General features: G+C 66.0%; 5 protein-coding genes. All 5 read left to right on the forward strand.

From position 1 onward, the window contains the following. The first annotated feature begins 60 nt into the window (after nucleotides 1–60). The 5 genes from OG202_RS27795 to OG202_RS27815 all read left to right on the forward strand — a co-directional run bounded on the left by OG202_RS27795 (nucleotide 61) and on the right by OG202_RS27815 (nucleotide 13,831). Nucleotides 61–7,077 (forward strand): RHS repeat-associated core domain-containing protein, encoded by a 7,017-nt coding sequence (locus OG202_RS27795; protein ID WP_328223781.1) that lies wholly within the window; start codon nucleotides 61–63, stop codon nucleotides 7,075–7,077. Beyond that, nucleotides 7,074–7,457, forward strand: a complete 384-nt coding sequence (locus OG202_RS27800; RefSeq protein ID WP_327728402.1) for a hypothetical protein — start codon at nucleotides 7,074–7,076, stop codon at nucleotides 7,455–7,457. The genes OG202_RS27795 and OG202_RS27800 overlap by 4 nt, the downstream gene beginning before the upstream one ends. Nucleotides 7,458–8,007: 550 nt before the next feature. Beyond that, nucleotides 8,008–8,238, forward strand: a complete 231-nt coding sequence (locus OG202_RS27805) for a FitA-like ribbon-helix-helix domain-containing protein (protein WP_327728401.1) — start codon at nucleotides 8,008–8,010, stop codon at nucleotides 8,236–8,238. Then, nucleotides 8,235–8,645: a type II toxin-antitoxin system VapC family toxin gene (locus tag OG202_RS27810; protein WP_327728400.1), complete on the forward strand. Its 411-nt coding sequence runs from the start codon at nucleotides 8,235–8,237 to the stop codon at nucleotides 8,643–8,645. The genes OG202_RS27805 and OG202_RS27810 overlap by 4 nt, the downstream gene beginning before the upstream one ends. Before the next feature lie 1,682 nt (nucleotides 8,646–10,327). After that, nucleotides 10,328–13,831 (forward strand): LamG-like jellyroll fold domain-containing protein, encoded by a 3,504-nt coding sequence (locus tag OG202_RS27815; RefSeq protein WP_327728399.1) that lies wholly within the window; start codon nucleotides 10,328–10,330, stop codon nucleotides 13,829–13,831. Nucleotides 13,832–13,853: the final 22 nt, after the last annotated feature.

Genomic DNA, 13,853 nt, shown 5'->3' on the forward strand with positions numbered 1-13,853 from the left:
CACCCCCACGTCTCCTCGACGTAGCCCCCACCTTCGCTCCTCACCCTGCGGAGTTCCTGTATGCCTGCTGCCAGATCCCTTCTCATCGGCCGCCGCCTGCGCGGCCGGACCGCGGTCGTGGCCGCCGTGACCTCTCTCGCTCTGACGATCGGCACGATCCAGGCTGTGGCGTTCCCCGAGCGGGAGGACACCTCTGGTCCCGCCGTCCAGGCACTCGGCGACCCGGTCGAGGGCAGGGACGCCAAGGCGCCGCGCAAGATCCCGGCAGACCCGACGCGCAAGGCGGCCATCCGCAGCCTGGACAGGCCGACCTGGCCCGGCGCGGTCCGTCGCAGTGTGCCGGTCTCGGCGTCAGAAGGCCGGGACACACCGGAGAACATCGGGGGACTGCCGGTCGGGGTGTCGGCGCTCGAGCAGACAGAACCGAAGCGGGCGGCGAAGGGGGCGAAGGCGGCTCCCGCAGTCCCTGAGAACGTCAGCGTCGAAGTCCTCCCGCGCGCCCGCGCCGCCGCCGCAGGTGCCGGTGTCCTGCTGCGGGTGAAGAATCCGGCCACTGAGCAGGCCAAGGTACGGCTCAGTGTCGACTACGGCACCTTCGCCGAGGCGTACGGCGGTAGTTACGGCTCTCGCCTAGCCCTCTACGAGGTGCCCGCCTGCGCTCTGGAGGAGAAGCTCGGCGGCAAGCAGTGCAAGGGCAGCCCGAAGCCGCTGGCCTCCGTCAATGACGCCAAGGCCGAGACCGTCTCCGCGCCCCTGTCGGCAACCTCTGCGGGCACGGTGGTCGCCCTCGCCGCCGCCGACGCCTCCGCACAGGGCGACTACAAAGCGACCCCGCTGTCTCCCTCGGCCGAGTGGAACGTGGCGCCCTCCTCGGGCGGCTTCTCCTGGTCGTATCCGATCTCGGTCGTGCCGACCCCCGGCGGACTGACCCCGTCGGTGGGCCTGTCGTACTCCTCCCAGTCGGCGGACGGCCGCACGGCGACCACCAACAACCAGGGCTCCTGGGTGGGCGAGGGCTTCTCCTACGAGCCCGGCTACGTCGAGCGCTCGTACAAGCCCTGCGCCGACGACGGACACTCCTCCTCCGGTGAACAGTGCTGGGCGTTCGACAACGCGACGCTGATGCTCAACGGCTCGGCGGCACAGCTGGTCAAGGACGACGAGTCCGGCGAGTGGCATGTCTCGGGCGAGGACGGCTCCAAGGTCGAGAAGCTGACCGACGCCGCCAACGGAGACGACGACGGCGAGCACTGGAAGGTCACCACTACCGACGGGACCGAGTACTGGTTCGGCCTCAACCGGCTTCCCGGCTGGAGCAGCGGCAAGACGGAGACCGACTCCGCGTGGACCACGCCCGTCTTCGGCGACGACGAGAAGGAGCCCTGCTACAAGGCGACGTTCGCCGACGCATGGTGCAAGCAGGCATGGCGCTGGAACCTCGACTACGTCAAGGACACCCAGGGCAACGTCATGACCTACTCCTACGGACAGGAGACCAACCACTACGCCCTGAACGGCAAGACCGACACCAACGGCACCTCCTACGTCCGTGGCGGCTACCTAAAGCGCATCGAGTATGGTCAGCGCGAGTCCACGCTGTACACGCAGTCCGCACCGGCCCGTGTGGTCTTCGACACCGCCGAACGCTGCCTTGCCACCGACACGTTCGACTGCGCAACCGACAAGTGGACCTCGGCCAACGCCGGCAAGTGGCCGGACACTCCGTGGGACCGCTACTGCAAGGCGGATACCAAGTGCACGGCCACCCAGGCCTCCCCGTCGTTCTGGACCCGCAAACGGCTGACGTCGATCACCACCCAGGCGTACACCGGCGACAGCGCGGCCCCGTACACCGATGTCGACTTCTGGTCGCTGAGGCACCGTTTCACCGACAACGGCGACGACTCCAACACCCTGTGGCTGTCGGAGATCGTCCACACCGGCAAGGCTGGTGACGGCGCGGACATCGAACTGCCGCCGGTGACGCTGATCGGCACCAAGCTGGAGAACCGCGTCGACAAGATCGGCGACAACATCGCGCCCCTGAACCGCTTCCGGCTGGCCACTGTGGTCAGTGAGAGCGGCGCCCAGCTCGACATCGCCTACAAGGCGACCGATTGCTCGGCGGACGCCCTGCCCAAGCCCGGTGAGTCGGTCAAGCGCTGCTACCCGGTGATGTGGGCGCCCTCGGGCCAACTGGAACCGATCACCGACTGGTTCCACAAGTACGTCGTCGACACCGTCAGCCAGCGCGACCGCACCGGCGGCGACGTCAACGACGTGATGGTCACCCGCTACGACTACCAGGGCGACGCGGCCTGGCGGCACGCCGAACCGGACGGCATCACCGACGAGAAGTTCCTGACCTGGAGCCAGTGGCAGGGCTACGGCAAGGTGTCCGTCACCAGCGGCGACAGTGAGCACAGCACCCGCGTCGACCACACCTATCTCCAGGGCATGGACGGGGACAAGGCGCCCGGCGGCGGAACCCGCACCGAGAAGATCACCGCGTCCGACGGCTCCGACTTCACCGGGCACAAGGAGTTCACCGGCTACGAGGTGGAGAAGGCCGCCTACGACAAGGGCAAGGTCGTCTCCAAGGTGATCAGCAAGCCCTGGAAGCACGACACGGCCACCCAGACCAGGAGCTGGGGCACCACCAAGGCCACCATCACCGAGACGACCGAGGTGCGCGGCTACTCCGCCAAATCCTCGGGCGGCTGGGTGGAGACGCTGTCGACGACTGAGTTCGACTCCGAGTACGGCCGCGTTCTGAAGATCGACAACCGCGGTGACACGTCGACGGCGTCCGACAACACCTGTACGCGCACGTCGTACGCCGACAGCGTTGCCCAGCACATCTACTCCCTGCCCAAGCAGATCGAGACCGTCTCGGTCGGCTGTGACGTCACGCCGAACCGTAAGACCGACGGCAAGACCCCCGGCGACATCGTCACCGACGAGCGCACCCTGTACGACAAGGGTGCCTACGGCGACGCCCCGACCAGGGGCCTGGCCACCGCCACCGAACGTCTCGTCTCGCACGACGGCACCAAGGGCACGTACCAGACCACCGGCACCACCGACTACGACGGCTTCGGCCGCCCCACGAGCCAGAAGGACCTGGCCGGGGCGTTGACGACGACCGCGTACACGGATGTCAACGGCCTGATCTCCTCGACCAAGGTCACCAACGACCTCGGCCACATCACCACCACCTCCTACGACCGGCTGCGCGGCCAGTCCACGGGCCAGACCGACCCCAACACCAGGCGCACCGATCTCGCCCGTGACGCGCTCGGTCGGCTCACCTCCGTCTGGCTCCCGGACCGGCGCAGCAATCAGACGCCGAGCATCAAGTACTCGTACCTCGTTCGCCAGAACAAGCCGGTCGCCGTCAAGACCGAGAAGATCGAGCAGGACGGCACCTACGGCACCGAGTGGCAGCTCTACGACGGTCTGCTGCGCCCGCGTCAGAAGCAGACCGAGGGCCCGAGCGGCGGCCGGATGGTGGCTGACTCGTTCTACGGCTCCACGGGCGCGGTGAAGCGGGCCAACGAGACCTACTACGCGGCCGGTGCCGCCTCCGACGAACTGCTCACCGTGACCAACGGAGACGTCGCCAACCAGACGCGCTACGTGTACGACGGCCTGGGCCGCACCACTGCCGAGATCTTCACCATCGCCGGATACGAGCAGTGGCGAAGCACCACCTCGTACGACGGCAACATGACGCACAGCGACCCGCCTCCCGGTGGTGTGGCGACCACGACGGTCACCGACGCCGAGGGCAAGGTCAAGGAGCTGTGGCACTACGACGGCCACACACCCGTCCCGACCGGCCCGGCCTCCCAGCGCACCGTCACCAAGTACACCCACACGGCGGCCGGTGAACTGGCCACCGTCACCGACTCCAAGGGCAACGTCTGGCGCCAGGAGTACGACCAGCGCGGCCGCATGGTGCGCAAGGTCGACCCGGACGCCGGCGAGACGATCCTCACCTACGACGAGTCCGACCGCCTGACGTCCACCAAGGACGCCCGGCAGCGGATCCTGTCCACCGAGTACGACAGCCTGGGTCGGCCCAAGTCGACTTGGGAAGGGGCGGTGAACGAAGGCACCAAGCTGACGGAGACCAGGTACGACCGCTCCGGCTCACTCGGCTACTCCCACGCCAGCTACCGCTACCTGCCGAACGGCGAGGCGTACTCCACCGTCGTAGCCACCTTCGACACCTTCTACCGGCCGCTGACGACCAACTACACGGTCCCGGCCTCGGAGGGGAAGCTCGCGGGCACCTACCCCTTCACCACCGCCTACAACCGGGACGGCACGGTCGCCTCCACCGGTGTGCCGGCGGCCGGCGGACTGCCCACCGAGAGCCTGAAGTACACGTACGACGAACTCCAGCGCCCGCTCACCATGGCCAGCGCGACCTCCACCTACGTCACCGGCACGGTCTGGTCCAACACCAGCCAGCTGCTCCAGCTCTCCCTGAGCACCGGCGGCCCTCGCACGGAGAAGAACTTCTACTACGAGAAGGGCACCGACCGCCTCACCCGGGCCACGGTGAAGGTCGGCTCCACCGCCACGGTCGCCAAGGACCAGCACTACTCCTACGACCAGGCCGGCAACGTCCTGTCCATCACCGACACCGCCGCCCCGTCGAGCAGTTCGACCCTCGATGTGCAGTGCTTCGCCTACGACGGCCAGGCCCGCCTCGTCGATGCCTGGACGCCGTCGGCCACCGCCACCACGGCTGAGGGTGAGGGCACGATCGGCGGGACCGCCGACTACGCCGGCAAGAAACCCACCGCCTGTGACGCTGCCCCGGGCACCAACCCGCTCGGCGGGCCGTCCCCTTACTGGACGAGCTGGTCGGTCGACGACATCGGCAACCGCACCCAGGAGATCCGCCACGACCCGTCCCTGAACGCCGCCAAGAACACCACCCGGACCTTCACCTACCAGGACGGCGACCAGGACGGCACGCCGGGCGAGACCGGCGACGGCGGCCCGCACCAGGTGACCAAGGTCGCCGAGACGACCCCGACCGGAGATCGGCAGCAGACGTACCAGTACGACGTCTCGGGCAACACCCACAAGCGCACCATCGACGGCGACACCCAGAGCCTCGACTGGGACGCGACCGGCAAGCTGACCAAGGCCACTGAGGCCGATGGCACCGAGACCTCGTTCCTGTACGACGCGGGCGGGGCGCGGATCAAACGCACCACCGCCGATGCGACCACGCTCTACCTGCCGGGCATGGAACTGGAGCTGAAGAAGGGCTCCACCGCCGTCACAGCGACGCGCCACTACTCGTACGCCGGTCAGACGATCGCGATCCGTACCTCGGACAACAAGGTCTCGTTCCTCGCCTCCGACCACCACGGCACCGGCGACCTCGCCGTCGACGCGGTCAGCGGCGCCGTCACCCAACGGCGTACCGACCCGTACGGTGCGGCCCGCGGCAAGCTGTCGCCAGAGACGGGCACCTGGCCAGGGGAGAAGGGCTTCGTCGGCGGCACGATCGACGCCTCGACCGGCCTGGTCCATATCGGCGCCCGCGAATACGACCCGGACCTCGGCAAGTTCATCTCGCCCGACCCGATCATCGATTTCACACGGCCGCAGCAGATGAACGGCTACGCCTACGCGAGCAACACCCCGGTGACGCTGTCGGACCCGACGGGCCTGTACGACTGCAACAACGGCGTGGCCCTCAACTGCGACAAGAAAGGCAACCAGCAGGTCAACCCCTGCCCCAGCCTCGTGGTCCCCGCCTGCAACGGCGGTGCGGTGGAGAAGGCGTCCAACGAGGTCGCCGCCGCGGAGGGCCAGCAGGCACGGGCCCAGCAGCGGTTCAAGTCGGCAGGCAAGCAACTCGTCAAGATCGTCATGGACATCCTCGGCATCAGCGCCGCGCTGGACTGCTTTTCCAGCGGGGATCTGGCCGCCTGCGGCGAGACGATGCTGACCATCGCGGGCAGCTTCGCAGGAGGCATCGCCGGCAAGCTCCTGGCGAAGTACGGCATGCCCTGGAACATGCACAAGGGCATCCAACTCGCCAAACAGGTCACCGGCCTGCTGAAGGATCTCTTCGGCGGTCTCAAGGCCATGTCGAAGGCGTCCGAGCGGCTCAACAAGGCACGGGCCAACCTGGCCAAGGCGCGGGAGAAGGCCCTTTTCGCCGTCGACACGATCAAGAGTGCAGTTGGTCGTGGGAAGCCCAAATGCCACAGCTTCCTGCCCGACACCGAAGTCCTTCTGGCCGACGGCAAACGCAAGAAGATCAAGGACATCAGACCGGGCGACAAGGTCACGGTCACGGACCCGAAGACCGGCCACACAGTCGTCCGCGAGGTCTCGGGCACGATCGTCACGGAGGACGACAAGCACTTCGTCGACCTGACGATCAACTCCAAGTCACTGACGGCGACGACCACGCACCCCTTCTGGGTGGTCTCGGAGAACCGCTGGCTACAGGCCGGCGAACTCACCCCGGGCATGACCCTGCGCACGGCCTCCGGCACCACGGCCACGGTCGAGGACGTCCGCTACTTCGGGCGCCGACAGCGCACACACGACCTCACGATCACCGAGATTCATACGTACTATGTGCTGGCGGGGGCAACACCGGTCCTGGCCCACAATTGCTCAACCAATCTTTTTTCGGCAGAAGACCAGTTGAATGGTTTTATATCGAAAGTCGAGGGTGCTGACGGTTATCACGACGTCTGGATCCATGGTTCCCCGGATGGGGTCGCCCCCAGTTTCAATGCTGCGGAAGGTGGGTCGACTCTGATGAACCACCGAGTGCTCGCAGGGCTGATAAAAAGCGATTCGAACTACACTGGTGGGCCTATTAGGCTCTGTTCTTGCCAGACCGGTGCGTCTAGAGGAACCTTCGCGCAGGACCTTGCCAACAAGCTCGGAGTGGAGGTTCTAGCTCCCAACGGTTACCTGTACGTACGCCCCAACGGTAGGATGAGCATTGGTCGTGAGGGTGCGGCGCTTGGTCGATCCCACTTCGGCGGAGAATGGGTGAGTTTCCTTCCTGGAGGGGGACGATGACAGGAGGAGGAATCATTAGGCGTGCAGGATTCTATGCATCTGCTGAGGAAGTTTCCGCTGTCGCGACCTCTGTCGAGCATCCTTGGGAGCGGTCTGCGGCGCGGTACCTTGAAGAAGGAGAGATTGTTGTCGCTGCAAGCCAGTGGGTTGATGATCTGCTGGATGCGCGTTCCAAGAGGATCTGCCAGTACTCAGTTCGGACGGATGGCGTCTGGGTGTGGCCGAGCAGTCTGGTGTACTACGTGAAGAAGTATCACGTTAAGCTCCCAGCCGAGTTCCTCAATCGTATGACATTGAAAGATTGGACGGTTGGGGAATTGGGGGAGGATGCAGTGGAGGAGATTTATGAACGGCTGGTCGATTTTGACGAATCCACTTGATGGAAATCGAGGATAGAGTCTGACCAGCCTCGGCGCGATGCTTCACGGATATGCGGGGTCAGGCAGCTGGCAGAGGTTCCACCAGGGCATCCTGTTGGGCCTCTGTGCTGCTTGACGGCAAAGGTGGCGACAACGTCAGGTGGCGACGGCATGGCTGGCCAGTTGTTAGTTAGACGTGTCGCTGTTTCGGGGATCGTGGAAACTTGCAATCGCCGTGCGGGAGTAACGAAGCGTGTTTCTGTCGAGTGCAGGCTGGGCGTAGCAGGTGCAGAGGTACGTCCTGGAAGATCTGGAGTCACGCACGGCCCTGGGATTTCGACGGGCTGCGTGTACCCCGACGCTCTGCTCAGCGCGGCGGCAAATGGCGCGGGTGACCCGCGAGGGTGCGGTCAGCCGCGGCCGCAGTTCGCTGTATCGACGAAGCGCCGCCTGTGTAGTAGCCCCCGGCGCTTCTCTGATGCGACTCTCTCCGATGTGTGAGCTGCGAGTTGCGCTGTCACCCCAGGACCCGCTGTCTGCATTTCGCATGCATTGAAGCTACACTGCAATCATGAGCGCTCTGGCGATTCGGGACGTCCCGGATGACCAGATCCAGACCTTGAAGGTTCGTGCCGCCCAGGCCGGCCAGTCCCTCCAGGCCTACTTCCTCGATCTCATCGCGCGCGAGACGTCCAAGCCCACCATGGCGGAGATGGTGGCGCGCCTGAACCGGGAGACCACGGCCAGTGTCAGCACGGAGGACGTGCTGGCCGCGATCGACGAGGCCAGGACCGGGAGGTGAGTGAGACGGTCGTCATGGACTGTTCCGCTCTCGTGCATTTCCTCACCAACCATGACCCCCTCGGCCTTGCCGTCCGCACCCGGGTGGGTGCCGCCGATGCCGTCGCCGTGCTCACGCTCATCGACTACGAGATCCAGTCCGCGCTCCTCGGTATGAGGAGAGGGGGCAAGCTCACGGCGCGTGAAGTGGACCAGGCTATTGATGCCTACCGGCAGCTCCCACTCGTCCGACACGAGACGCTCATCCTCTGGGATCGGGTTCAGGCTCTCCACGGGAACCTGAGCGCCTACGATGCCCAGTACGTTGCCTTGGCCGAGGCTCTCGCCGCAACGCTGATCACCAGTGATGTGAGGATCGAACGGAGCGGTGCTGCGAAATGTGGCATCGAGGTCTTCGCCTCGAACTGATGGCGGCGCGGTTGTGGGGCCGGCGATTCAGGACGGCACGGGCGGGGCTGGTGAAAGACCGGCAAGTCGCCTGTTGGAGGTCACCTACAACTCGACCCCAACACCTCGCTTCCCTGCTCAGTGACGCCCCCGGTGGCCAGCCGGTGGCCGGACGCCTTTGGACGGCGCGGCACGAGGCATCACCGATCAGGACGCCGCAGCCGCTCTGATCAGGCAGAACAGCACCAGGCAGCACCACCGGGCACCACCCAACACGATCACTCACGGTCTCGTAATGCGTAGGTCTCGGGTTCGAATCCCGAAGGCGGCTCCATGGTGAACCCCAGGTCAGGCTTTTGACCTGGGGTTTCTTATCTCTGGTGACCTTGGAATCTCGGCAAATCGGGCTCCGTCTGTCTGTGCATCGTAATGCGTAGGTCGGAGGTTTGGTTTCTGTGACGAGATTGACGATCTAATGCTCTGACCTGGCTCTTTACTCGCTCGCAGAGGGCAGGTCATACGAACGCAATGGGTCCCGGTGGACATCCGGTGGACAAGCGTGCATGACGCTCCATCAGGGGACTCTTGCTGCTCCTCGGCGACGGGAGCAATCCACCAGTGCCCGAAGCGGCAATTGGTGTCGTCGGGATTGTCCGGTCCGAACAGATCTCATGTCGGGCAAGGGGCCTGGTGATGACTGGTGTGAGTGCTGAGTGCGCGCAGTAGCCGATCCCGACAGGGGCATCGAAGGCGCAGTGTCCGTGCACTCGGTGCGCCCGGTCCACGCGGACGCACGCAAGATCCACGCGCTGACCCGGAGCCTGGGACACATGGTGATGACTGCTCCGCCGCGTCTGCGAGGCCAGGCCGACCGTGCGCGAGCCTGAACGAAGACGGCCGGTCGGCAGATGAGGCCATGGGCCTACCGAGGTCGGGGCCATCATCGCGGCTGATGGCCCGAGCACGGAGGAAGCCGAGATTTCCGTCGGGCTCCTCGACGAGTTGATTGGGCTCGTTGAACTGGTGGCCGGGAGCGTCGAAACGGACGGCTGGGGAATCTGACCCCGTGGTGAGCAGAACGAGTAGGGGGCACCGGCCGCGAGGTCGTGGTTGTTATGCGCGGCGACGCCGACCTTGTGGGGTTCTCGGGTCTCAAGCAGACGTGTACCGCGTGCTCGTTGGCGGCGTGGAACGTTCCATCGCGTAGAGAGCAGCTTCTTGAAGTGCGTTGCTATGCCGATACGCACCGCCGAGCGAGGAGTGCGCTGCATCGTGCATGACACAGCGCGCGGCGCGGCCCGATGCGCACCTGTATGGCTTCCGCCGTACCACCCGGTGCCGCTCAAGCCCGGTGAGCAGGGCCACACTTGTGGTTGAAATGAGCATGCGTATTTACTGTCTCAGTAAAAAGTGAAGATCACATAAGGAAAGCGGGGGGTTTGCGCATGCCATGGCGTGATGTGGCCGGAGGAGATCGGCGAAGAACGTGCTGGTGGTTGACCGGATTCACAACCGGAGTTATGTCGATGGCGCTGCTCGCGCCACTGCCGACGTTTGCACCAACCGCTGCGGCGGCAACGACGACAGACGCACCTTCCGCGCCCGCCTCCTCGGAGACCACGCACCGCACAGCCTCGGAGCGTGCGGCGGCCACCGGCGAGCAGGTCGAGGTCACTGGCGAGCGCACTGAGTACTCGACCAGCATGGCCAACCCGGACGGCACCTACACACTCGTGCAGTCCGCAGTGCCGCAGCGGGTGAAGAGCGACGACGGTTCCTGGAACAAAGTGGACGCCACCCTCGAGCGGCGGGGCGACGGCACCGTCGGCCCCAAGTCCGTTGTGGTGGACCTGTCCTTCTCCGAAGGCGGCGACTCCCCGCTGATCAGCCTGGGCAACGACAAGGGGGCTATGCGGCTGAGTTGGCCGGGCGCGTTGCCCGAGCCCCGGCTCGACGGAGCCAAGGCCATCTACCCTGAGGTCCTCAAGGGCGTCGACCTGGAACTCACCGCCACGGCCGAGGGCTACCGCGAGGTTCTCGTGGTCAAGTCTGCGGCGGCGGCCGCTGATCCGGCCCTTGAGCACATCAAACTGCAGGTTTCGGCCACCGACCTGGATGTGGTGCCGGGTGCGGGCGGCGGTCTGCGTGCGGTCGACGCGGATGGCAACACGGTGTTCAAGGGCCCGGCGGGCCAGATGTGGGACTCCGCTGGCCAGACGGAGGAACCGAGCGCCGAGGGCGTGCGCACGCAACTCGCTGTGTCCGACGAGACATCCGCCCCCGCCGAGGTCCCCGACCCGGTCGAGGAGGGGACCCAGCCTCGCGCCGGTGACACGAGTGCCGTGATGCCAGTACAGGTCGATGGCGACACGGTCTCGGTCAAGCCGGACCTGGACCTGCTGCGCGGCAAGGGCACCATCTATCCCGTCTACATCGACCCGTCGGTAGGGCTCGGTGTGTCTGAGCGGACCGTGCTCTCCTCGGACGGCGACAAGTTCTGGCAGTTCAACGGCGACTACGGCGTCGGCCGGTGCAGCGTCTCGGGCCCGTACTACTGCGGCAGCAACTACACCAACCGCATGTACTTCGAGTTCTCGCCGTCGAAGCTGGCGGGCAAGTACGTCCTCGACGCTACCTTCCGGGCTTACGAGACCTGGTCGTTCGCTTGTGACCCCAAGTGGGTCGACCTGGAGCGCACGGATAACATCTCTGAGGGCACCCGGTGGCCTGGCCCGACCCAGTTGGACCAGATGGGCGACCGGTATATATCGGCAGGCCGCGGCACCCAGTGCAGCTCTGAACAGCCAGACCAGTGGGTCGAGTTCAACGACAGCACGAAGGAGGGCGACGAAAACCTCACATCCACCGTGCGCAGCTTCGCAGACGGCAAGATCGCCCGGCTCACGTTGATGCTGCGGGCCAAGGACGAGTCCGACCCCGAGGCGTGGAAGCGCTTCGATGACAACGCCGAGCTGAAGGTCAATTACGCTTTCAAGCCGGGCGTGCCCACCGACGTCGGAGTGATCCCAGGCGACGGCACGACCGCGTACTGCAAGACCTCCTCGTCTGACCCGCTGATCGTCTCTCGGGTCGACCCGATGGTCCAGGCGCGGGTGCAGACCAAGGTCGAGCACAACAAAGGCGACGAAGAGGGCTCCCTGCAGGCTGAGTACGTCGTCGAGCGTGGTGACGACGCCGCATGGCACCAGGTCTGGTCCGGCCACCGCCCCGACACCGGCTGGGACCCGGACGGCACGCTGGAGAAGATGCGCACGTCAGATCGGGCCGATGGCGGCCTGTACCGGCTGCGCTCGCGCACCCAGTCGCACTGGTCGTACGACGGCAGAGCTGGCGACCTGTTCTCCTCGTACTCCAGATGGTGCTACTTCAAAATCGACTCCACGGCCCCGAAGGCCCCGAAGATCACCGCGGGCACCCCGTACAGCGGATGCACCACCAACCTGTGCAATGCAGCCGGCGGCCCAGGCGAGCCCGGCAGCTTCACCTTCAAGCCCAACACCGCCGACACCGACATCACCGGCTACCGCTGGAGGCTGCTGACCAGCTCGGCCCAGCAGACCAAGATCGTTAGCGGCTCCACGGTCACCGCCACCAACGTCTCCCCGTCACTCGCGGGCATCCAGGTGCTGTCGGTAGAGGCCAAGGACGTCCGCAACCGGTGGGGCGCGCCCGCCGAGTTCTCCTTCAAGGTCGCCCCGGCCCAAGGCGCCTCGGGAACCTGGCACTTCGACGACGCCGCGCCCGGCTCGGGCGTGACCGTCGCCAAAGACACCGCCACCGAAGGCACCCGCCACAATGCCACCCTCTACACGGACGGCGCCAGCTGGTCCTCGCTCGCTCGTCGCGGCGACACGGACTACTCGCTGTGGATGGACAGCACCGACCCGGCCAAGCAGCAGGCCTATGCAGCTACCGCAGCCCCGGCAGTGAACACCAAGGACTCCTTCACGGTCTCAAGCTGGGTGTACCTCACGGACGCCTCGCAGAGCCACGTGGTGATGTCCGCCCCCGGCGCCCATGGCTCGGCGTTCACGCTGTACTACTCGGCGTCGTACAAGAAGTGGGTGTTCAACCGCACCGCCGCCGACGTCGACACCGGCGCGGTGTACCTGCGCTCGCTCGCCGATGCGACCAACCCGCCGCTGAAGGTGTGGACGCACCTGTCCGCCGTCTTCGACACCAAGAGGGACACCGACAAGACGAACGACACCATTCAGTTGTTCGTCAACGGCCGCCCGCAGGGCCAGCCCGTGGTACTTAACTCCCTGGCGACCGCCTACCAGCCGTGGGTTTCCTCCAGCGGCCTCCAATTCGGACGCTCCCTGGTCGGCGGGGAATACGGCGAGTTCTTCCGCGGACGCCTGGACGAGATCAACGTGTGGCAGCGAGTGCTCCAACCCGACGAGATCGCCCAGGAGGCCATGGTCCTGGAGAACGGCGTCCCAGCCAACGAACTGGTCGCCCACTGGGACGCGGCCTCGTCCACCGGCACCGAGGTCAAGGAGGTCTCTTCCTACCCCGCGCCGAACATGCCGCTGTCATCCTCCGGCGCAACCCTGGACGCGGAGAACAACGCCCTCGTCCTCGACGGCAACACCGGCTACGCCGCCGCCACCGGCCCGGTCACTGACGAAAGCGGCTCATTCACCGCCACCGCCCGGATCGAGCTGGACTCCGAGAAGCTGGCCACCAAGCCGGTCGGCTATCAGGCGCAGGTCGCCGCACAGCAGGCGAGCAACGGTGAGTCCTCGTGGGCGCTGTGGGTGGTCAAACCCGCTGACGGCGTCTACCAGTGGAAGTTCACCCGCACCGCTGTCGGCAGCGACGGCAAGGTCACCCAGAGCGCTGAGGTGCCCGGCGGCGACATCGCCGAGACCGACACTTGGGTACAGGTCACCGGCGTCTTCGACGCCCAGGAGTCCTGGCTGTGGACCGACCCGAACGACGAGGCCAAGACGGAGACCCGCTACGGCCGACTCCACCTTTTCGTGGGTGAGTTCGACCAGCCCTCCGACACAGCCTCCGGGTTCACAGCCCTGCAGTACGGCAGCGGGGCTCTCTCCCTGGGCCGCGGCAGCAAGAGCGGTACCACCGGCAACTACCTGCCCGGTTCCTTGGAGGAGCTGCGGGTGTGGACCGGCGCGATGACCGCAGACCAGATCCGCTCGCAGGTCCTCGGCGGCTGACCCAGATCGCCCGCCAGGCAGA

The organism is Streptomyces sp. NBC_00310 (assembly GCF_036208085.1).
GTDB lineage: Bacteria > Actinomycetota > Actinomycetes > Streptomycetales > Streptomycetaceae > Streptomyces.

What these genes read in the sequence shown, in the direction of transcription:
- OG202_RS27795 (WP_328223781.1), top strand. Translation starts at nt 61, where the DNA reads ATGCCTGCTGCCAGATCCCTTCTCATCGGCCGCCGCCTGCGCGGCCGG.
- OG202_RS27800 (WP_327728402.1), top strand. Translation starts at nt 7,074, where the DNA reads ATGACAGGAGGAGGAATCATTAGGCGTGCAGGATTCTATGCATCTGCT.
- OG202_RS27805 (WP_327728401.1), top strand. Translation starts at nt 8,008, where the DNA reads ATGAGCGCTCTGGCGATTCGGGACGTCCCGGATGACCAGATCCAGACC.
- OG202_RS27815 (WP_327728399.1), top strand. Translation starts at nt 10,328, where the DNA reads ATGGCCAACCCGGACGGCACCTACACACTCGTGCAGTCCGCAGTGCCG.